The sequence below is a fragment of the Paenibacillus sp. IHB B 3415 genome (assembly GCF_000802655.2).
Taxonomy (GTDB): domain Bacteria; phylum Bacillota; class Bacilli; order Paenibacillales; family Paenibacillaceae; genus Paenibacillus_AQ; species Paenibacillus_AQ phytohabitans.
Genome location: NZ_JUEI01000001.1, coordinates 13,065 through 34,055 on the forward strand (window position 1 = coordinate 13,065; position 20,991 = coordinate 34,055).

17 protein-coding genes and 1 other annotated feature are annotated in these 20,991 nt (G+C 50.9%); of the genes, 13 read left to right on the plus strand and 4 right to left on the minus strand.

Annotated features, from left to right (window positions below; all coding sequences use genetic code 11):
- Window positions 1–3 precede the first annotated feature (3 nt).
- From QW71_RS00060 to QW71_RS37580, 6 genes are all read left to right on the plus strand, one after another.
- Complete coding sequence (locus QW71_RS00060) at window positions 4–762, plus strand: DUF6063 family protein (RefSeq protein WP_039291505.1); 759 nt, start codon at window positions 4–6, stop codon at window positions 760–762.
- Window positions 749–5,239 (plus strand): hypothetical protein, encoded by a 4,491-nt coding sequence (locus QW71_RS00065; protein ID WP_039291512.1) that lies wholly within the window; start codon window positions 749–751, stop codon window positions 5,237–5,239. The genes QW71_RS00060 and QW71_RS00065 overlap by 14 nt, the downstream gene beginning before the upstream one ends.
- 35 nt (window positions 5,240–5,274) lie before the next feature.
- A complete protein-coding gene (locus tag QW71_RS00070; protein WP_152679654.1) occupies window positions 5,275–6,108 on the plus strand; it encodes an aldo/keto reductase in 834 nt (277 codons plus the stop codon).
- Window positions 6,109–6,234: 126 nt separating this feature from the next.
- Window positions 6,235–7,893, plus strand: coding sequence for a YgcG family protein (locus QW71_RS00075; protein ID WP_039291517.1), 1,659 nt, complete (start codon window positions 6,235–6,237; stop codon window positions 7,891–7,893).
- 195 nt (window positions 7,894–8,088) lie between these two features.
- A complete protein-coding gene (locus QW71_RS00080) occupies window positions 8,089–8,388 on the plus strand; it encodes a YgcG family protein (protein ID WP_039291520.1) in 300 nt (99 codons plus the stop codon).
- A gap of 2 nt (window positions 8,389–8,390) precedes the next feature.
- Entirely contained in the window at window positions 8,391–9,647 is a 1,257-nt protein-coding gene (locus QW71_RS37580; protein WP_052769795.1) for a YgcG family protein, read from the plus strand.
- Window positions 9,648–9,771: 124 nt separating this feature from the next.
- Here the strand turns inward: QW71_RS37580 and QW71_RS00090 are convergent, their stop codons facing one another.
- Entirely contained in the window at window positions 9,772–10,623 is an 852-nt protein-coding gene (locus QW71_RS00090; RefSeq protein WP_039291522.1) for an aldo/keto reductase, read from the minus strand.
- A gap of 168 nt (window positions 10,624–10,791) precedes the next feature.
- Between QW71_RS00090 and QW71_RS00095 the strand changes: the two genes are divergently transcribed.
- Together QW71_RS00095 and QW71_RS00100 are read left to right on the plus strand one after the other, a co-directional pair.
- Window positions 10,792–11,241, plus strand: coding sequence for a MerR family transcriptional regulator (locus QW71_RS00095; RefSeq protein WP_039291525.1), 450 nt, complete (start codon window positions 10,792–10,794; stop codon window positions 11,239–11,241).
- Window positions 11,242–11,314: 73 nt separating this feature from the next.
- On the plus strand, window positions 11,315–11,884 hold the full coding sequence (locus QW71_RS00100; RefSeq protein WP_039291527.1) for a dihydrofolate reductase family protein: 570 nt from the start codon (window positions 11,315–11,317) through the stop codon (window positions 11,882–11,884).
- A 144-nt stretch (window positions 11,885–12,028) separates the two neighbouring features.
- Here QW71_RS00100 and QW71_RS00105 read toward each other — a convergent pair whose 3' ends face one another.
- The 3 genes from QW71_RS00105 to QW71_RS00115 all read right to left on the minus strand — a co-directional run bounded on the left by QW71_RS00105 (window position 12,029) and on the right by QW71_RS00115 (window position 14,269).
- Window positions 12,029–12,397 (minus strand): VOC family protein, encoded by a 369-nt coding sequence (locus tag QW71_RS00105; protein ID WP_039291530.1) that lies wholly within the window; start codon window positions 12,395–12,397, stop codon window positions 12,029–12,031.
- Between the two features lie 132 nt (window positions 12,398–12,529).
- The gene (locus tag QW71_RS00110) at window positions 12,530–13,480 is read right to left on the minus strand and encodes a YafY family protein (RefSeq protein WP_039291532.1); all 951 of its coding nucleotides are present in this window, start codon (window positions 13,478–13,480) and stop codon (window positions 12,530–12,532) included.
- Window positions 13,481–13,507: 27 nt separating this feature from the next.
- Complete coding sequence (locus QW71_RS00115) at window positions 13,508–14,269, minus strand: DNA/RNA nuclease SfsA (RefSeq protein ID WP_039291533.1); 762 nt, start codon at window positions 14,267–14,269, stop codon at window positions 13,508–13,510.
- A 214-nt stretch (window positions 14,270–14,483) separates the two neighbouring features.
- Here QW71_RS00115 and QW71_RS00120 point away from each other — a divergent pair, with 214 nt between their 5' ends.
- The 5 genes from QW71_RS00120 (at window position 14,484) to QW71_RS00145 (ending at window position 20,892) form a co-directional block, all read left to right on the plus strand.
- On the plus strand, window positions 14,484–15,605 hold the full coding sequence (locus tag QW71_RS00120) for a phosphodiester glycosidase family protein (protein ID WP_039291535.1): 1,122 nt from the start codon (window positions 14,484–14,486) through the stop codon (window positions 15,603–15,605).
- 118 nt (window positions 15,606–15,723) lie between these two features.
- A complete protein-coding gene (locus QW71_RS00125; protein ID WP_039291538.1) occupies window positions 15,724–16,656 on the plus strand; it encodes a LysR family transcriptional regulator in 933 nt (310 codons plus the stop codon).
- A 15-nt stretch (window positions 16,657–16,671) separates the two neighbouring features.
- Window positions 16,672–17,787, plus strand: a complete 1,116-nt coding sequence (locus tag QW71_RS00130; RefSeq protein ID WP_039291540.1) for a 5-methyltetrahydropteroyltriglutamate--homocysteine S-methyltransferase — start codon at window positions 16,672–16,674, stop codon at window positions 17,785–17,787.
- 361 nt (window positions 17,788–18,148) lie between these two features.
- Window positions 18,149–18,414 (plus strand) — a binding site (T-box leader).
- A 110-nt stretch (window positions 18,415–18,524) separates the two neighbouring features.
- Window positions 18,525–20,078 carry a lysine--tRNA ligase gene (gene lysS / locus QW71_RS00140; RefSeq protein WP_039291543.1) on the plus strand — a complete coding sequence of 518 codons (1,554 nt, stop codon included), beginning with the start codon at window positions 18,525–18,527 and terminating at the stop codon, window positions 20,076–20,078.
- Between the two features lie 94 nt (window positions 20,079–20,172).
- Complete coding sequence (locus QW71_RS00145) at window positions 20,173–20,892, plus strand: YebC/PmpR family DNA-binding transcriptional regulator (RefSeq protein WP_039291545.1); 720 nt, start codon at window positions 20,173–20,175, stop codon at window positions 20,890–20,892.
- The last annotated feature ends 99 nt before the right edge of the window (window positions 20,893–20,991 follow it).

Consider the following 20,991-nt stretch of genomic DNA (forward strand, 5'->3'; position numbering starts at 1 on the left):
AGCATGAGTTATTCGTTAGAGCAAGTACAACAGGCTTCACGGCTGTTCTTCGACCTGCTTCGCCGCAAGGTGATATCACTTGATGATCCCGCTGCTGCTGAATGCCTGCAGGATACCGTCGCTTATGATGCCTTAGAATATGTAGCCAAGGAAGCCGGCTGCCGGATTATGAATTCCGGGCATCGTCTGCACCTGCTCGTGAGTCCAATGGGTTCCGGCTTTGCCAGCAACTTCACACAGCTGCGCAATAAATATTCCCGCATCGAACGCAAGACGCATCTGCATATCATCAACGTAATTATTCTGGTGTTCCTGGCTGAGATGGATCAGGATGAGCAGCATTTCAAGCCGGGTCAGGACAGCATGTCTTACATACAGCTCTCGGATCAGGTATCAGCCTTGTTCCAGACATGGATGGACATGGACGAAGACGGCAGCTTCAGCAAGCAGTGGCGGCTGGATATCCAGGCGATGCACAAAGTATGGAGCAGCCTGTATATGCAGACCAAAAGCCAGGAGGAGGGCGATTCGCTGACCCGCGGCGCCGGCTCACGGATCGGCCTGATCCATGAGGGGATGAAGCTGCTGGAGGAAGAGCATCTGGTATTCATCTCCGAGAATGAGAAGCGGATTTTCCCCCGGGAAGAGCTGTATGAGCGGATGCGTTATCTCTATCATGATGTGGACCGCTATAAGGAGCTGAAGGCCCTGATTGGCCGGACACTCAGCGAGAAGGAGGAGGAAGCCCATGCCGCGCATTGAGCGAATCCGCATCGCCGGACTTAAATATGAGAAGATGCTGAAGAAATATGAGGATATGATCCTCGACCTGTGCAATGAGGAAGGCCCGTCCAACACGCTGATTACGCTGATGAACGGCGGGGGGAAGGGCGTGCTGCTGCAGTCGATATTCCAGCTGCTGATGCCCAAGGCGGCCTGGGGTAAAGATAACGAGAACCAGGTAGAAGCCTTCTTCCATAATCACAAAAAACAGCTGAAGCCCTATACGTTCCACGTTGCCATCGAATGGCGGCTGGACGAGCCGGAACGGACAGAGTACATAACCACCGGAATCGCAATGACTGCCCAGAACTCGATGGATCAGCTGGAGATCAAAGTAGATTATCTGCTCTATGCGCTGCTCAATTATGATGAGAATGCGGAGCTTACGTTGTCTACTCTGCCGCTCTATGATCACGAGCTGAACACTCCGGCCAGCTTTGAAGCGATTCAGCAATTTGTCCGTGAGCGGCGTAATGAGATCGTTGCGTACGGCAGCCACAGCTCGGATCTGAAGAAATATTATGCTTTTCTGGCGGACCGGGATATCCATATTGATGAATGGCGGAATATGCGGAGAATCAACGGCGAGGAGGGCGGAATTAAAGGCTATTTCCAGAAGAATGATGCCTTCACCAACCATAATCTGTTCGAGAAGCTGATCATTCCGGAAATCGGGTCCAGTCTGAACGGCAGCATGCGCGAGGATGAAGGCTCGCTTCAGCGGATGTTCATAGATTCCGCTACGGTTGCACAGAGGCTGCCGATGCTGGAGCAGAGAGAGCGGGCTTTTGCCGAATTCACTTCACTTGCCGCCCCGCTCTATGAGGCCGTCAAGCAGGGGACTGAGGCTGACCGCAGCTTTCAGGAGACCGAATTGTTCGGACGGCAGCTGTACACGGTGATCTATGATGAGCTGAAGAATGCCGAAGACAAGCGCCGCAATACTGCGGATGAGCTGGCCGGGCATTATCAGGAAGCGAAGCAGCTTAAATTTGAGACGGATAATCTGAAGTATCTGAAGCTCAAGGAAGAGCGTGACAGCAAACAGGATGATTTCAAAGCGGTCTCGGATAATCAGGCACGGGCTAAGCAGCGGCTGGAGGAATCGAAGATCAAGGAAAAGGATCTTGAGGTTGCCCATTATTTAGCCAGACGCAGATTGCAGATCCGCCAGATGGAGCAGTGGCAGAAGGAAATTGAAGCCATCGAAGGTTCCCTTGCGATGAAGGAGCGTCAAGAGGTTATCCAAGCGGCCAAGCAGGAGCTTCGCCTGCAGTGGGATGAGGTCTACAGGTTGTGGCAGGCGCGAATTCTGTTCTTCAGCGGCCGCCAGCAGGCTCTGGGTGCAGAAGAGGCCGTTCTGCGCAAAGGCCGGGAGGCATTCCTGCTTGAACTCGGCGGACTTGAGGGCAAGATTCATGAATTGACGGCGCTCATCCGCCAGTATACCGAAGATCTGGGAGTGTTCGCTTCCCGCCACGGGCAGGAAGCTGCCCATTCACCGGCAGCCGCCCTTCAGCGCACGCTGATTGCAGCCAGAAGCATTGCCGAGAATATCGTTGCCCTGAACGAGCAGCGCAAATCCGTAGAAGAAGAGAAGCTTGCCCTGCATACCCGACATACACGGCTGACTGAGAAGCTGCAGGGGGCTGCAAGCCAGGCGGAGGAGCTTACGGACCGGATTGAAGCCCAGATGGGCAAGGAATCACAGCTCTGGTCACAGCTTGTAGTTCTGCTGGAAATGTATGAAGAACATCAGCAGCTCGGGACGACAGCATTGTTCGAGGCCAAATCACTTATCCAGGAACGGTTCATCCGCAGGCTGGAGGATGCCGAGCAGCAGACGAAGCGGCTCAGACGGGAATACTATAATCAATTGCTGGATGTAGAGCTGCAGCAGGAAGCCTATTGGCTGCCTAATAATGATATCCTGACAGTGAAGGATGCCCTGGATGCCCTGAAGATCAGCTCCATGATCGGCAGTGCATATCTGAACGACCAGTCTTACCTGGTCCGTGAAGAGGAGCTGGAGCGTCATCCGTTGCTGCCTTACGGGCTGATTGTAACGAAGCGTGAATCGGCTAAGCTTCAGCCTGAGCTGCTTCAGGAGCTTCTGCTCAAATCTCCTGTCCCGGTCTTCGTGCGTGAGGAAATGGCGGATGCCACAGGCGCCTCATTCCTGCTGCTCTCCCATCAGGGGCCGCAGATGGTGCTGCAGCCGGAGCGTTTCCTGGACTGGAAGCAAGGGATCGCCTCCCGGCTCAAAGAGCGGGAAGAAGAGCTACAGGATGCGGAAGGGTATCTGTCGAAGCTGAAATCAGCCAGACAGGAGTATGACCGTCTGCTCCAGGGTGAACACACCGTAAGTCTGCGGGCCAGTCAGAAGGTATTAGAGACCCGGCAGCAGGAGCTTGGCAAGAGTCTGAATGAATTGAATGCTGAAATGTCCCTGAATGAAGAGACTCTATCCGGAATAGCCAGAGATCTGGCTGTCAGTAAGGCCGAGAAAACCGAGCATGAGGCCAGGGAAGCGGCGCTGCGTGAATGGGCGGAGCGTAGCCGGAAGCAGGAGCAGGATTACAAAGATAAACAAAAGTCAGTTGAATTGAAGACGGCCTTAAGCAAAGAGATTACCGTCAAGGAACAGCAGCTGGCACATTTGAAGGCAGATATGGACAGCCTCTCCCTGCAGCGGGAGAAGTGGCTGGGAGAAGCTAAATATTCCTTGTTCCCGCGGCTGCAGAACTGGTTCCCGGAGATCCACTTCCCAAGTGAACATGGCGGTGCTGCACAAGATACTGTGCAGGAAGAAGCAGTGCCGGATGAGGCTGTACAGGATAAGCTGCTGCAGCTGCTGAGTACCGTGGAAAGTCTGCAGCAGTCGCTCAGCCAGAATGAGCTGGAAATCCGCACACGGGCTGCCCAGATCAAAGCGGCGGGGCAACAGCTGGTTGAACTGGAAGCTGCAGTCCATCAGGTCGATGACGGATGGCAGTCTGCACCCGAACCGGATGAATCACCGGAGGTTGTTCAGTCGGCCAGAACACAGCAGAAGAGTGACACGGTGATTCTGGATGAGGATTATCAGCATATCCGCGATTCCTTCATCCGCTGTATGGCGGAGCTGGATAACCTGCAGAAGGAGCTGGGCAAAGCCGAGAAGGCCATCAAGGAGAAGCATGAGCGTGCTGTAGAGCTCTGGCATGAGCCGCTGGCGCAGAAGGAAGAAGAGCTCAGTGCGCGCTTCCGTGAGAACGAGCATTTGCTGAATACCTGCAAGCAGGCGCTTGCCTCTATGGATATTTGGCTGCAGACACTCTCCAATCAGAGCAAGGTCATGGATACCCATGTGGAGAGCCGCATGCAGCTGCGGGATGTGCCCGAAGACGTGCAGCTGGATGTGCGGGAGAACTGTGAGCAGCTGGTTGCAGACTGGCTGCTGCGCAGCAAGGAGAGCCGCAGCCAGCGTGCGGAAATCTCGCGCAAAGTCAAGGAAGAGAAGACAACACTCAGCGGCAGACTGGCCAAATCCGGCTGGAACGTTGAACTGGAGACCAAAATTCAGGACCGGCTGAACACAGTTCACTGGGATGATTTCTCGATTGCACTGCAGGTGCTGGACTCCATGCTCCAGAGCTCACGTGATCAGATTGAGAGTATCCGCAGTGACAAGGAAGATATGGAGCTGTCGCGCAAGCTATGGGTAGGACGTGCCGCGAAGCGGGTCGTGCAGATTACCGACATTCTGAAGCGGATGGAACGCCGGATGATCATTCATAATGAGAACGGGCATGCCTTCCCGCTGGTCCGGCTGAATTACAAGAATATTACCGTTCCGAGAACGACAGATGACATCGAACCGCTGGTCAGTGAGTATTTCAACCGCTGCATCAGCAGCCTGCTGGAGAAGTTCCCGAAGATCGAACAGGTTCCGGCTTCCGCAGTCAGAGAGCTGATTAATGACGGGCGGATGGTGTATGCCGCGCTACAGAACCGCTTCCCGGTGCTCCAGGTATATAAACCGGTGACCGAGAATTATTTCCTCTACGCAGCACCGGAAGAGTACCATTACTCGGATTGGGAGGTCATTAACCGCGGGGCGCTGGATGAGGCCGTCGGCAGCGGCGGTCAACGCCAGTCGGTTCAGCTGCTGGTGGCGATGATGATTATGACCCACAAGCGCGTCAACCGTGAGAATAAAGGCTGGACAGTCTTCCTGTACGATAATCCGTTTGGTGAAATGGTCTCCAATAACGTGCTTGATCCGGTGTTCGAGATTTCCAAGGCGCTGAAGTTCCAGTGGCTGATCGTTACGCCGCCGGAGCTGGTGAAGAATGATGTCAGCATCCGTTTCGGCGTGTACTGGCAGCTGTATTTTGGCGGGGATAAAGGAGATGCACTGGATTCAACCCTGATCAAGGGCGGCCGCAAGCTGATCCCTGCCTCATTGTTCTAGCAACAATCCAAATCATATAGATGGGTGGTATTCTGATAATGATGAATCTAAAGTCGACAACGAAGTTAGCTAATGGTGTAGAAATGCCTTGGTTTGGTCTGGGAGTGTTCAAGGTCCAGGAAGGTCAAGAGGTTGTGGATTCTGTCAAAGCAGCAATTAAGGCCGGATACAGAAGTATTGATACAGCAACAGTCTATGGAAATGAAGAGGGAGTCGGTCAGGCGATCCGCGAATCCGGGGTTGCCCGCAACGAGCTGTTCATCACCACTAAGGTATGGAATAACGATCAGGGGTATGATTCTACGCTGGCGGCTTTTGACCTGAGTCTCAGTAAGCTGGGCCTGGACTATGTGGATCTGTATCTGGTGCACTGGCCGATCCGAGCCAAATATAAAGACACCTGGCGTGCACTTGAGAAGCTGTATGCGGATGGTAAAGTCCGGGCGATCGGTGTCTCGAACTTCCAGATAGATCATTTGGAAGATCTTTTAACTGAAGCCAAGGTGAAGCCGATGGTTAACCAGGTGGAACTGCATCCGCTGCTTAGCCAGCTTGAGCTTCGTGAGTTTTGCCGGGCGCAGGGCATTCAGATTGAAGCGTGGGCTCCGTTGGCCCAAGGCCATCTGCTGGACAATGAGGTGATTGCTGACATTGCGGCACGCCATAACAAAACGCTGCCTCAGGTCATCCTGCGCTGGGATCTGCAGAACGGCATTGTGACGATTCCAAAGTCGGTCAAGGAAGAGCGGATTATCGCGAATGCCGATATCTTTGATTTCGAGCTGTCAGAGGATGAAATCAGCCGCATTAATGCGCTGAACAACAACCAGCGTTTTGGATCGCATCCGGACAGATTTAATAACGAGTAACCTCCGGGCAGTCTCTTTTGAATATTTACTAGATTCGGACATAAGTATAAGGGGAATGGAACTATATCCCATAGTGCGCTTAACCGATATAGTATAGTAGAGATATGAGTAGCCGGAGGGGTATTAATGTATGGAAAAACTTTAAAAACTGCGCTTATCGCCATCCTGATGATCCTGCTACTGCTGCCGCTGGCGCCAAGCCGCACGGAGGCGGCTGTTCCGGCACATTCGGAGTCCTTTTATGTGAATGACTTCGCGGAAGTCATTGATCAGAAAACAGAGAACTATATGGTCAATTATGGCGTGAAGCTGCATCAGCAGACCGGTGCACAGGTTGTACTGGTAACAGTGGATTCTACAGGCGGAGCATCGATGGAAGATTACGCGGTGAAGCTGCATCAGCAGACCGGTGCACAGGTTGTACTGGTAACAGTGGATTCTACAGGCGGAGCATCGATGGAAGATTACGCGACTTCGCTGTTCAATGCATGGGGAGTCGGCTCGGCGGATAAGAACAACGGAGTCCTGCTGCTGCTCTCCACCCAGGATGATGATTACTGGGCGGTACCGGGCAAAGGTCTGGAGGATACACTGAACGACAATGTGTTATCTCAGATTCTCTCGGAGTCACTGGAGCCGGATTTCGCGGCGAAGAACTATAGCGCTGGTGCGCGCAAAACCTATGGTTCATTAATTCAGGAGCTTGGCGGAATCTATTCGGAGCAGGTCGGCTCCAAGAACTATGTCGCAGACAATGCCGGAGTCTTCAAGCAGGTAACGAAGGATTATCTGAACCAGTCCAGCAACCGATATGCGGCAACGACCGGCAGCGGGATCTATGTAGTGACTGTCAAGAATTCCGGAGATACAAGCCTGCAGGATTATACGTATGCGAAGTTCGCCGGCGTAGCAGCTGGACCTAGAGATGTAATGCTGGTGCTGGATATCGGCGGAGATAATTATCATGTCCTTCAGGGTAAGGATATCGACAATCTGTTGACTAATGATATGATCGGCGGGATTCTGGATACTGCGCTTGAACCGAAATTTGCGGCAAAAGATTACGCCGGCGGGGCAACCGCTACGGCGAATGCCTTCTACAACTTTTTCCTGGCTAGAGCAGATCATAGCCAACAGTCTGCAGTTCAAAGCGCTGAGTCTGCGGAGGTAAACACGTTGCCGGCAGCGGTCAGCCCTTCGAAAGTGCAGGTGCGCACGTATCCAGCCTCCAGTTATGATCCGCTAGATAAGAAGCCGGTTCCCCGCTTAGAGGGGAGTGCTATAATTCTTTGTTTTCTAATATTGGTGTGGGGCTTCAGCGTATACGCCTCGCGCCGCAACCGGAATATTGCCCGGTACGGAATCGGAATTAACCCGCATCACCCCGGCAATATACAGCGCTATGGTGTTTGGACGGGGCAGCCGGATTATGGCATCAGGCGTAGGAGCCATAACCAAAGAAGCTATACCCAAAGAAGCTATAACCAGCGGCCTCAACCCCGCAGCTCATCGTCCCGTAATGAATCACGGAGCAGCTTCTGGGGCAGTAATTCGGGAGGCGGAGGTTCAACAAGCGGCGGGGGCTCGGGCCGCTCTTCCTCCTCCAGTAGAGAAACGAATCATGGAGGCGGAGGCTCGTCAAGCGGAGGCGGCTCAGGCCGTCATTCCTCGGGATCTTCCAGCAGCAGCGGAGTGGGCCGCCACTCCTCAGGATCTTCTGGAGGCGGCAATTCCGGCGGAGGCGGTAACGCAAGTGGCGGCGGTGGTGTAGGCAGACACCGGTAATCTGTTTTTTTTGATTTTTATATCTGTAATAGTCTGACTAGAGACAGCACAAATACAACGGCAGCGCCTCCCCTTCTGCGGGCTGGCCTGCCATTTTTTTTGCTCCATACATAAGCACAACCGGAATGGAACTATATACCATAATGTGCGTAACCGATATAGTATAGAAGAGATATAACTAGCGGAGGGGTACGAATGAATCGTAAAAGTATACTAGCAGCGTTTACCGTCATCCTGATGATCCTGCTACTGCTGCCGCTGGCGCCAAGCCGGACGGAGGCAGCTGTTCCCGCCCATTCGGAGTCCTTTTATGTGAATGACTTCGCGGGCGTAATCGATCAGAAGACAGAGAATTATATGGTCAATTACGGCGTGAAGCTGCATCAGCAGACCGGTGCACAGGTTGTACTGGTAACAGTGAATTCTACGGACGGAACACCGATGGAAGACTACGGAAGCTGCATCAGCAGACCGGTGCACAGGTTGTACTGGTAACAGTGAATTCTACGGACGGAACACCGATGGAAGACTACGCGACCTCGCTGTTCAATTCATGGGGAGTCGGTTCGGCAGATAAGAATAACGGAGTCCTGCTGCTGCTCTCCATTAAGGATGATGATTACTGGGCGGTTCCGGGCAAAGGCCTGGAGGATACGCTGAACGACAATGTGTTATCCCGGATTCTATCGGAGTCGCTGGAGCCGGATTTTGCCAAGAAGGATTACAGCGCAGGCGCACGCAAAACCTATGGCTCGTTAATTCAGAGTCTTGGCGGAATCTATTCGGAGACTGTCGGCACCAAAAACTATGTATCGGATAATGCCGGGGTCTTCAAACAAGTCACCAAGGATTATCTGAACCAGTCCAGCAACCGATATGCGGCAACGACCGGAAGCGGGATCTATGTAGTGACAATCAAGAATTCCGGTGATAAAAGCCTGCAGGATTATACGTATGCGAAGTTCGCCGGTGTAGCCGCAGGGCCTAAAGATGTGATGCTTGTGCTCAATATTGGCGGAGATAATTATCATGTATTACAGGGTAAGGCAATCGATGGAGTCTTGACCAATGAATGTATTGGCGGAATACTGGACACGGTGCTTGAACCCGAATTTTCCGCAAAAGATTACGCGGGCGGGGCAACCGGGACGGCGAACGCTTTCTACAGCTTCTTCCTGGCCAGAGCAGATGCCAGTCTGGAGGCTGCGGCGGCTGGCACCAAATCTACCGCTGCAGCAGCAACCAAATCACCTGTGAAATCGCACATTAACGATAAACCGAAACCCGTCAGCGCATCTACAGGATTAAAGATTATGGGAGTCTATCTGATAATCATTGCTCTATTCAGTCTTGCTGCTTCCGGCCGCAACCGTTTAATTGCCCGTTTTGGATCACGGCTTAATCCGTTCAACCAGCAGAATATTAACCGTTTCGTTACCAGGTACGGCTCGGGTTCTACAATGAGACAGCGGCGGCACCGCCGTCATGAGCGGCATCGTAACGAAGCCTTGAATCACAGCAGTTCGCAGAGCAGCTTCTGGGGTAGCAATGAAGGAGGCGGCGGTTCATCCAGCGGAGGCGGAGTAGGGCGCTATTCCTCTTACGAGGATGAGGATGAAAATGAGGGTGATGGCGGTTCTACCAATGGTGGTGGAGCGGGGCGTTATTCTTCCTATGATGATGACGATGACGATAATAATTCCGGCGGAGGAGGCAGTGCAAGCGGCGGAGGCGGTGTAGGCAGACACCGGTGATTGGCTGGAGTTGTAGACTAAGAAAATAAAGTATTCTAAAAAAAGGACAGTGGCCGTGTGACCGCCCTGTCCTTTTTTCATAGATAAAGATAAATATGTGATGAGCTTACGGTTTGATCAAGGTTTACAGATCGACTCTCAAGGTGCCCAGCATCTTGACGAACTTCGGATCGTGGTAGGATAAGAAAAGACTGTCCCGCGTATCGAGGGCGGAAATTTGTCCGATGTCATCCGCGCTCAACTCAAAATCGAAAATATTGAAGTTTTCCGCGATCCGCTCTTTTCTCACTGATTTTGGAATCACAACGATTCCACGCTGAACAAGCCAGCGCAGCACGACCTGGGCGACGGACTTGGTGTGTTTTTCAGCAATTGAAGCCAGTGCTTCGTTGCCGAACATGTTGCCCAGTCCTTCAGCGAACGGCGCCCACGACTGGTGCTGCACGCCCTGATCTTTCATAAAAGCAGCGCTCTCGGCCTGCTGGTAGAACGGGTGCGTTTCGATCTGGTTGACAGCGGGTACGATTTCGTTATGCACAATGAGGTCCATCAGACGGTCGGGCAGGAAGTTGCTGACACCGATCGCCCTGATCTTGTTTTCGCGGTACAATTCTTCCATCGCACGCCAAGCGCCGTAGTAATCCCCGAACGGCTGGTGAATAAGGTATAGATCGAGATAGTCCAGCTGCAGCTTATTCAAGGATTTAGCGAACGCCAGCTTGGCACTCTCGTAGCCGGCATCCTGAACCCAAAGCTTGGTCGTGATGAACAGCTCCTCACGCTTCACGCCGCTACGCTTAATTGCGCGTCCAACCGCTTCCTCGTTGAGGTAACCGGCCGCTGTGTCAATGAGGCGGTATCCAGCCATCAGTGCTTCATATACGGCGTTCTCGCATTCTACAGCATCCGGGATTTGGTAGACACCAAAACCGATGATCGGCATTTTCACACCATTGTTTAAGGTTACGTTTAGCATTATAATTCCTCCCAGTATTCAGATGTACAACAGCAAACGGTGCGTATCCCGAAGTAGGATACTGAAGCGGGGATTCCACTTCCATCCGAGTTGCATTACAATAAGCCTATCGCCTTCGTGTAACACGAAGTCAAGCGGTCTTATCATTTTTTTCAAGGAGGATCACCCATGCATACGGTCAAAGAAGCCGCCCAGATTACAGGACTCACTGAGCACGCTGTACGCTTTTACACCGATAAAGGGCTGGTGCCCAGCGTACAGCGAAACCAGAATAATATCCGGCTGTTCGATGAAGAATCCATCAACTGGCTGCATGGCGTCAGATGTCTCAAGCAATCCGGGATGCCGATTGAAGTTATCAAAATATACATTGATCTCTGTCTCGAAGGAGATTCGACCCTACCGCAACGCAGTGAACTCATAATGAAGCATAAAGAAGCAGCGCTCATTAAGCTTGAAGAAGCCAAACAGCATATAGCCCATCTGGAACAAAAAACTGCCCTATATCAGGACATTCTGGAGCACGGTGCACCAGATACGACCAATCCCTTCAACTGGGCCGAAATTCAGCATATGCATGCTGACGTATTTTACTCGCCCGCTGTCCGGAAGGCGTGAGATGCTCCGAACGAACAGATTTGCACAATATTATTATCTTTGTAGAAAATTCTAAATCGGAGGAGAAGCAAACATGAGAAAACTCGTATTGTTCATGCATGTGTCGCTGGACGGGTATGCGTCGGATTCGAATGGAGGACTAGATTGGATTCCGTACAACGAGGAATTAGAGAAATACGCTGAGGAGGTCGTAACCGAGGTCGGCTCGCCCGTATACGGACGCACGACGTATCGGATGATGGAGAGCTACTGGCCCTCGGTGCTGGACGATCCGAATGCGTCGAGGCACGATATGGAGCATGCCAAATGGCTGCAGGATGTTAAGAAGATCGTTATTTCCGGCTCGATGGACATTGTGGAATGGAACAATACGATGCTGATCAAGGATAATATCGCTGAGGAAATCAGGGTACTCAAGGAGCAGCCTGGCAACAATCTCGTTATCTTCGGCAGCCCGGGGGCGGCGAAGACGTTGCTTGAGCTCGGCCTGATAGACGAATTCCTGCTGACGATTTGTCCGGTCATCTTGGGCAGTGGGAAATCAGCATTCCACAGCGACGGTGAGAAAATCAGGCTCAAGCTGCTGTCCAGCCGAACGCTCAAGTCGGGCATTATCGCGGCCCGCTATGAGTTGGAGAAATAGCCTTGCCGTACAAAGTGTTACACTTAGCTTGACAATTCGCCGATATGAAAAAACTCCCCATACTGTAGACAGGTTGTATGATCTCACCTGTCTACCCTATGGGGAGCCTATCACTAGTTATTTAGCTGAATACTTTTGCGTATATTAGCCTTTACTGTGAAGAGTAACCTGATAACCGTCCGGGTCGGCAAATGTGAAGGTTCGCCCGAAGGGTCCGTCTATTGGTGCTGATGTAATCTTTACGCCTGCTGCAATAAGCTTGTCGTGGATGTCTTGCGTATCAGGGGCATGAAGCCACAGAGCGACACCAAGTCCAGGTTGAGTACCTGCGCCGAGTTCTGTTCCAGGCATTAGGTCACGAAGAGCAAATGCAATAGGCTTGGTATCAAAGACCACAGCATGAGGTGGTCCCGCTTGAGAGCGTACCAGTCCGAGATAGTTTTGATAGAATTCCGCAGAGCCTTCAAGATTGCTCACTTGAAGTGAAATGAAGTCGGGTCCAATTGCTGGCATAATAATGTCCTCCTGTTTATGTTATTAGAATAATCATCTGACTCGCCATCGCCTCAAAAATCAGCATTTGCAAATCTTCAATGCACTATTCGTATGTCTTGATTATACAAGCCCTCTACTGCCAACAGCATGTCAGTAGCGTTCTTTCATTTTTTCGATTTCTTCTCTTATCCGGTTTTTGAAGGATTCAGGTTCAGTGACTACTACATCTGCCCCCCATCCAAGCATCCAACTCAGCAATTCTTCCGCCTCGCGGACACGAAAAGTGACATGGTAACCGTCCTCTTTAGATTCGGCAGTCTCCATATAATAGTTATTTGCTTCTTCAACTCTATCAGTGATCTCTGGATTAAAAATTGCGCAGACCCGTATGCTGCGGGTATCCTTCGGCCGATAGGACTCAAGGTTGAAGTTATCGGGAGTCTGAAACGTATCCTCAGTCACGGTAAGGTCACTGATCCGGGAGACCCGAAAATGGCGAATATCCTCCCTTAGGTCGCAGAAAGCAAGTAACAGCCAGCCATTCTGCTCATCATGTGCCAATCCGTATGGGGATACAGTTCGCACATTTACCCGGTTCCCATCAGCTTCAGCCACCCGCTTGTGATAGGTGAAACGAAGTTTCTTGCCCTCCAGCATGGCTTCACGAATGATTCCCAAGTTTACTTTCTCCCGGGCGATTATGACCATATCATCCTTTTGGAGCAACCGGATGCTCCCTTGTATTCGGGTTGTCTCCTCACGCATGGGCCGGGAAAGAATGGCTTCTATTTTTCTGCGGGAAGAACGGGCACTATTGCGATAAGTCGGATCAAAACGTTTCTCTATGAATTCAGCTCCAAGAAGAAGTGATACTGCCTCTTCTGTGGTAAAACTGATGGGTGGAAGAAAATAGCCTTCCATCAAAGAGTACCCTAATCCTGTCTCACCGATAATGGGAACCCCCGCTTCACTCAGAGCCTGCATATCACGATAGATCGTTCTTACACTAACCCCTAAGACCTCTGCTAATTCATCAGCTGTCTGCAATTTGCTTCGCTGTAGTTCCATCACAATCGATAAAAGACGCTCTGTTTTATTCAATTGAAGCTGCACTCCCTTGCTTAGAATTCAACCGTTGATCATATCTTTCGCGGTTTCAAAATAACGTATGAGATTTACTTCAGTAGGGGTTATTTTGAAATTAACCTGCCACACTTCAACCCCTTGGTTTATTGATGATTGCACGGAATTCCGGATATAGCTGCTATATTTCCCGCCCGATGAGCCAATATATTTAGAACTATCATAGATGAAACATACCAACAGGATTGCTTTGTCATTTTCATTCAAACTATGGGCCAATTCCCCAATATGTTTTATGAATCGTTCAAAGGAAGTGAAGCTGCTTCCTTCCTTAGTTTCGATATGCTCCTTAACCTCGACCTGCAATCGCGTAAGGGGTGTTTTGACCTCAATGTAAGTATTTCCTACAAGAAAATCAAGTTTGGAGTTGCCTACTTTTTGTTCTCTTTTTATTGCTTCACCATTAATCACCATACCAGAAAGCTGGCCGCTTTTAATAAAATGCTCTACATATCTATTTGCTGCATTCTGATTGATTCCTATCCATGATTTAGTGGGATTTGATGGTAAATCAACTGATATGGCCTCCACAGTATAAAGGGTCTTTCTTGATAAATTATTGCTTAATGAAAGCAGGCAAGGAACATTACGCAAAACGATGTCACCAATACGGCCTGTCGTGGGACAATGGCAATCATAAATGACTCCGTCAACCTCAACTTCCATAATGAACCGGTTTCGTCGTCTGCAAATCACACCTTCAATGAGAGGTGTTTCAAAAATAAATGGATTGTTATTAGTGTTCATAGTAAGTTCTCCTCAGTAATCTCTTTAAGCAATTATACAAAAACGCTACTGACAACAGAATGTCAGTAGCCACATGGATGAGTTAGAAAATAACAGATAATGGACAGAGAATTGACCAAACTGAAACTTTTAAACTTCTATATTCGTCTATTATGAGATATGTGAGTTTATAGAAGTATACAACAAAAGGTTTGTTTAGGGAGGATATCTAGAAGTGAATTCTTCATCATTACCGCAACGTTCCACTGTCCGCAAGAAGAAAAAACCGGCCCGTAAGCGCAAGAAAAGGGGCTTTTTCCGTACAGTCTTCAGAGTATTTATGTTCTGCCTCATCCTGCTGATTGTAGCCGGAGGCTGGCTCTACCTTGCACCGTCTGCCCAGAACACCCGCTATCTGATCGCCGATACGCTGATTACGACACAACACCGGTATATGGCCAAATATATTATTGGCGAAGATGAGCTCAAGAACCGCGTCAGCGAATATACAGAACGGTTTCAGGAGATGGGCAATGAGGTGGATACCCATGTGATTGAACCGGAGCCCGTGGTTCCGGAGGATAAACCGCTGGTCGAAATTGAAAAGGTTACTGGCAGCGGGTACGCAGGTTATGTGATGATTGTTAACGATCCGAAGAAGGTTCGCCTCGGTGTACCTAATAAGATCGGTTCAGGAGAAAAGGTATCCAGTATGGTGGCGCGGACAGGGGCAATCGCCGGGGTGAACGGCGGGGGCTTCGCCGATCCGAACTGGAAGGGTAATGGCTTCAAGCCGATCGGGCTGGTCGTCTCGCAAGGGAAGCTGTACTATAACGGACTTGGCGGCAAGAAGTCTACGCAGATTGTGGGTCTTGATAAAGAAGGCAAAATGATTGCCGGAAATTACACGTTAGATGAGCTAAGCAAGCTGGGTGTGCAGGAGGCGGTGACTTTTCAGCCGCGGATTATCGTGAACGGCAAAGGCCAGATCAAGAATGCCGCTGAAGGCTGGGGGATCGCCCCAAGAACGGCTATGGGCCAGCGGGCTGACGGCGCACTGATCTTCGTGGTCATCGACGGGCGGCAGCCGGGCTACAGCATCGGGGCGAACCTGTATGATGTGCAGCAGATTATGCTGAAGCAGGGTGCAGTGATCGCAGCCAATCTGGACGGGGGATCATCCACGGTACTGGTGAAGGATAACGAGATTCTTAACAAGCCTTCTTCACAATACGGGGAGCGTTATCTGCCTACGGCATTCCTGGTGTTTGAGAATCCCGAGCAGGCGGATATCAAGAACATCTGGGAAGGACTGGATCCGTCCAAAATCGATGCAGGCAAGAAGCGGACCCAATAACTTTAGCTTTTCACGCTGCATATTCCCTAGTAGATTAGGCGCGGCAAGGTGTGATAGGATAACTATTAAATTCTTATTTGTAGCATAGGTGAATTCCTTGATCAGAGGGGGAACAGGTTTGACATTGCAGCAGCTCCGCTACGCAATTGAGATTGCGAACAGCGGCTCTATGAACGAAGCGGCCAAAAGGCTATTTGTGTCACAGCCCAGCCTCTCGAATGCTATCAAGGAGCTGGAGAGCGAGCTTGGCATTACAATCTTCGAACGCAACAACCGGGGGATCAGTATCTCGGCGGAAGGCATGGAGTTTCTGGGCTATGCCCGGCAGATTATTGAACAAACGGAGTTTATGGAGAACCGCTATACCGGCAAGAAACGCAGTCCGATCTACTTTTCGGTATCAACGCAGCACTATGCTTTTGTTACGGACGCATTTGTGAAGCTGATGAAGGAGAGTAAGATAGCGGAATACAATTTCAGCCTGCGGGAGACACAGACCTATGAGATTATTGAGGATGTGCGTACCCTGCGCAGCGATATTGGTATTCTGTATATCAATGAGAGTAACTATAAGGTAATGAACAAGCTGTTCAGCGACGGGAACCTGAAGTTTACACCGCTATTCAATACGAATCCGCATGTATATGTGCGGGCAGGACATGTGTTGGCCGGCAAAGAGAGAATCACTATTGATGATATTCTTGCGTTTCCTTATATTACTTTTGAGCAGGGGGATAACAATTCACTGCACTTCTCGGAGGAAATGCTTAGCTTCACGCAGATTGAGAAGAATATTAAAGTTACCGACCGCGCCACACTGACTCATCTGCTGCTCGGAAGTGATTCGTATACGGTAGGCACAGGGATAATGGCCTCTGAGCTGAATGATGCGGGACTGGTCACTATTCCTTTTGACAGCAAAGAGGTGTTCTCTGTCGGCTGGATTGCCCACAAGGACCGTAAACCGAGCGAGATTATGTCGGGGTATATTAACATTCTGAATGATCTGGTGTCGGATAATTATTTCGAGCTTGAATCATTCTTACTTTAACAGCAGGAGGGACGTATGAGTAGTCCAGTTATCGGATCGACAAGAAATGCACCGCCCTTTCGCTATGACATTGTCGGAAGCTTCCTGCGGCCAGAAGCGCTCAAAGCTGCGCGCAGCCTGCATGCCCAAGGTACCATGACCGCCGGGGAACTGCGTGAGGTTGAGAACATAGAGATTGCCAAGCTGCTCCAGCAGCAGAAATCCCTGGGGCTACATGCCGTAACCGATGGCGAGTTCCGCCGCTCCTGGTGGCATCTTGATTTCTTCTTCGGGGTACAGGGGACGCAGAAGATCACGCTCGGGCCGGCCGGCAGCTCCAAGGAACCGGTGAACCGGGCAGAGAGCTTCAAGATTACCGGTAAAATCGCATTCGGCGACCATCCTATGGTGGCAGACTTCAGCAGTTTGCAGCAGATGGCCGGAGACACGCTTGCCAAAATGACCATTCCCTCACCGGCGCTGTTTCATTTCGTGCAGGATTATAACGGAAACGAGGTCTACTCGGATTCCGCAACGCTGTATGGAGATATCATCCGGGTGTACCGGGATGCAATTCAGGCCTTCTACGATGCCGGTTGCCGGTATCTGCAGCTGGATGATACCACGTGGGGCACACTTTGCAGCGGCAAACACCGGGCGCATCTTCGCAGCAGAGGCGTCGATCCCGACCAGCTGGCGAAGGACTATGTGCGGCTGATTAATGAGAGCATCGCTGCCCGCCCTGCGGATATGACGATTGCGCTGCATGTGTGCAGAGGTAATCTCCGCTCGACTTGGTTTGCTGCCGGGGGCTACGGGCCGGTTGCAGAAGAGCTGTTCGCTGGTGCCGAAGTGGACGCGTTCTTCCTGGAATATGACAATGAACGTTCTGGTGATTTCGAACCGCTGCGCTTTATTCGTAACCAATTTGTAGTGCTGGGGCTGGTGACCACGAAGCATGGCGGGCTGGAGAACAAAGAGCAGCTCAAAGCCCGGATCGCCGAAGCTTCTCAATACGTGGATATTAATCAGCTCTGTCTCAGCACCCAATGCGGCTTCGCCTCCTCCGAGGAAGGGAATATCCTGACGGAAGAAGAGCAGTGGGACAAGCTGCGGCTGGTGATTGAGACGGCGGATGAGGTTTGGGTGTAAGCTATTAGAAGGCTGATCTCTATGTGTCTGCGAGGCACGGATCTGGTTAACACGCCAGTTATCTATTAGAATAGTTGTACTTTGTACACTTATAACAGCTCCTTTGCCGATAATGGACGATATAACTGTATTCTCTGCAATTATATTGATCTGGTAAAGGCTGAAAGCGGGATTTTCCGGGGAATAGGTGCACGAAATACAACTAAAGTCACTTCAGTGATTTAATTCTTCAAAATAAGTGTACAAAATGCAGCTAAAGCTACTGACGCCGACTGACTGCTTCCGTTCCAGGAAATATGAAGAAGAGTTATTGACAGAAACAACCTACCAGGAGTAATATTGCTGATAATTACTTACATACACACAAGCGATGAAGAGAAGAGTAGGCAGGCGGCAGCGTTCACAGAGAGCTCCAGAGTGGTGAAATGGGGCAGCGAAGCGTCTGATCTGAAAAAAGTCTCTGAGCTGCATACGGAATTGGGCACAATGCCCAAGGATGCTATGCCGGGATCTCCCGTTACAGAGATAGGGTATAAGCGTAATGGCCGTACCCGAAGAGGCGGGCCTGGCAACATGTCCGCGAACAGAGGTGGTACCGCGAAGCTTATTCAAGCTCTCGTCCTCAAGATAACAATCTTGAGGGCGGGAGCTTTTTTGCGTTCCCGGGCGGCCGGGCGTCGTGCCAAGTCTAATAGGCTCCACATGAGCTCCATACTAACAGTAGAGGTGATTTGCCAATGCATTGGGCAGAAAAAATTGCAAACCAGTTAATAGAAAACCATCAGGAGCGTCAGACTTTTGTATGTGCATCGGGGATCAGTCCGTCCGGATCGGTCCATATCGGAAATTTCCGCGAGATTGTAACCACTTCGTTCGTAGCCAAAGCACTGCGGCGGGCGGGGAAGGAGGTACGGTTCATTTTCTCGTGGGATGACTTTGACCGGTTCCGGAAGGTGCCGAAGCTTGTGGACCCTGCGTTCGGACAATATATAGGGCTGCCGTATTCACAGGTTCCCTGTCCGCATGGCTGCCATACTTCGTATGCGGCACATTTCGAGGCGGAGTTTGAGCAGGCGCTGCAGGCGTTTGAGATCGAGCCTGAATTCATCTATCAGAGCCGGGAATACCAGTCACGCCGCTATAATCCGGCAATCCTACATGCCCTGCGCCACCGGGAAGAGATCTACGATATTCTGATGTCGTTCAAAACAGGGGAGAGCTCTGCGGAAGACCGGGCGGCCTTTTATCCGGTGAATGTATACTGCGGACGATGCGGAAAAGATGCGACAACGATACTCAGCTTCGACGACAGTGCAGAGACCGTGGTGTACAGCTGTAAGTGCGGTCATGCCGATACCATAAATGTTCCTGAGGCTGACAACATGAAACTGCACTGGAAAATCGACTGGCCGATGCGCTGGAACATGGAGCAGGTGGTGTTTGAGCCTGGAGGACGTGATCATTCGTCTGAAACCGGAAGCTATAATGTGGCCGCAGTGATCTCGGAGCGAATCTTCAGGAACCCGCCGCCGATGTACGTGCCCTATGAATTTATCAGCATTAAAGGCAGTTACGCCAAAATGTCCAGCTCGTCCGGGCATAATTACACGCCGGATGATCTGCTGAACATATACGCCCCGGAGAATATCCTGTTCCTGTTCGCCAAATACCAGCCGAATGCGGCTTTTCATATTGGGCTGGATGAGGATGTGCTGCGCAATTATGCGGAGTTCGAGCGATATGCTGCTGGAGTTCATGCCGGGACATTAACCGGTGACCTTGCAGATGCGCTGAAGCTGTCGCTGCTAAGCGGCTCGGCCGGGATGGCCCCAAGCTTCAGTCAGGTGTCCAGTCTGCTGCCGCTAATCAACTTCGACCGGCGGATGCTCCGGGATATTCTCGCCAAGAATGGGGCGGAGGCTGATCAAGATCAGCTGCGGCAGACTGCGGACCGGGCAGAGCATTGGATCAGAAACTGGATGCCACACAAGCTGGTAACGGTCAATACTTCGCCGGACTTAGCCTACTATCATTCCCTGGACCTGGTAGAGCTGAAATGGCTGCGCACCCTCTGCAGCCTGCTGCGGAACGAGGAGCTGGACGAAGGGCAGAGAATGACCCAAATCTATGCGATCTGTCATCATGAAGACAAAAAAACAATGCGGACTCAGCAAAAAAGGCTGTTCACCATTATCTATCAGCTGGTTCTGAGTGCGGATGAAGGCCCGCGTCTGCCGATGCTTATTCAGGCTGCGGGGACGGACCGGATGCTGTCTTTACTGGATTTATGAATGGAGCCGTACGGCCCTTTACGGGATATATCGAACAGAGGTATAATATACAGGACTGTTTTTAATCAAATGTTGGAAAGCGAGCGGTAACGATATGGGTCGTAAGTGGAATAATATTAAGGAAAAGAAAGCATCCAAGGATGCCAATACAAGTAAGGTCTACGCCAAGTTCGGAGTAGAAATCTATGTTGTCGCTAAGAAGGGTGAACCTGATCCGGAATCCAACCGTGCACTGAAGGTGGTTCTGGAACGGGCCAAAACTTACAATGTGCCGAAGGCGATTATCGACCGCGCACTTGAAAAGGCAAAAGGCAGCGGCGACGAAAATTACGTGGAGCTTCGTTATGAAGGCTTCGGTCCAAGCGGTTCGATGATCGTAGTCGATGCGCTGACCAATAACGTTAACCGTACAGCTCCGCTGGTACGCTCCACCTTCAGTAAGAACGGCGGCAATATGGGGGTCAGCGGTTCGGTAACGTATATGTTCGATCCGACAGCTGTTATCGGTGTGGAAGGCAAAACTGCGGATGAAGTCATGGAGCTGCTGATTGAAGCAGACCTGGATGTCCGTGATGTGCTGGAAGAGGATGAAGCAGTGATCGTATATGCCGAACCCGACCAGTTCCACGCTGTACAGGAAGCTTTCCGCGGCGCAGGCATTACGGAATTCACCGTAGCCGAGCTGACTTTGCTTCCACAGAATTATGTAGCTCTGCCTGAAGATGCACAGGCGCAGTTCGAGAAGCTGATTGACGCTCTCGAAGAACTGGACGATGTGCAGCAGGTCTACCACAACGTAGATTCGGAAGAATAGAATAAGCTGCTTTGCTAAGCGGACAAGCCCATTTTCAGGCTTGTCCGCTTTTTTACTTCTGCCATGCTGTGTATATTCTATACCGATCTTTGCCAAAAT

Excerpts from the sequence above, each read along its gene's own strand:
- QW71_RS00060 (WP_039291505.1), top strand. The coding sequence starts at position 4 with ATGAGTTATTCGTTAGAGCAAGTACAACAGGCTTCACGGCTGTTCTTC.
- QW71_RS00065 (WP_039291512.1), top strand. The coding sequence starts at position 749 with ATGCCGCGCATTGAGCGAATCCGCATCGCCGGACTTAAATATGAGAAG.
- QW71_RS00075 (WP_039291517.1), top strand. The coding sequence starts at position 6,235 with ATGTATGGAAAAACTTTAAAAACTGCGCTTATCGCCATCCTGATGATC.
- QW71_RS00080 (WP_039291520.1), top strand. The coding sequence starts at position 8,089 with ATGAATCGTAAAAGTATACTAGCAGCGTTTACCGTCATCCTGATGATC.
- QW71_RS00090 (WP_039291522.1), bottom strand. The coding sequence starts at position 10,623 with ATGCTAAACGTAACCTTAAACAATGGTGTGAAAATGCCGATCATCGGT.
- QW71_RS00095 (WP_039291525.1), top strand. The coding sequence starts at position 10,792 with ATGCATACGGTCAAAGAAGCCGCCCAGATTACAGGACTCACTGAGCAC.
- QW71_RS00100 (WP_039291527.1), top strand. The coding sequence starts at position 11,315 with ATGAGAAAACTCGTATTGTTCATGCATGTGTCGCTGGACGGGTATGCG.
- QW71_RS00105 (WP_039291530.1), bottom strand. The coding sequence starts at position 12,397 with ATGCCAGCAATTGGACCCGACTTCATTTCACTTCAAGTGAGCAATCTT.
- QW71_RS00115 (WP_039291533.1), bottom strand. The coding sequence starts at position 14,269 with ATGAACACTAATAACAATCCATTTATTTTTGAAACACCTCTCATTGAA.
- QW71_RS00130 (WP_039291540.1), top strand. The coding sequence starts at position 16,672 with ATGAGTAGTCCAGTTATCGGATCGACAAGAAATGCACCGCCCTTTCGC.
- lysS (WP_039291543.1), top strand. The coding sequence starts at position 18,525 with ATGCATTGGGCAGAAAAAATTGCAAACCAGTTAATAGAAAACCATCAG.
- QW71_RS00145 (WP_039291545.1), top strand. The coding sequence starts at position 20,173 with ATGGGTCGTAAGTGGAATAATATTAAGGAAAAGAAAGCATCCAAGGAT.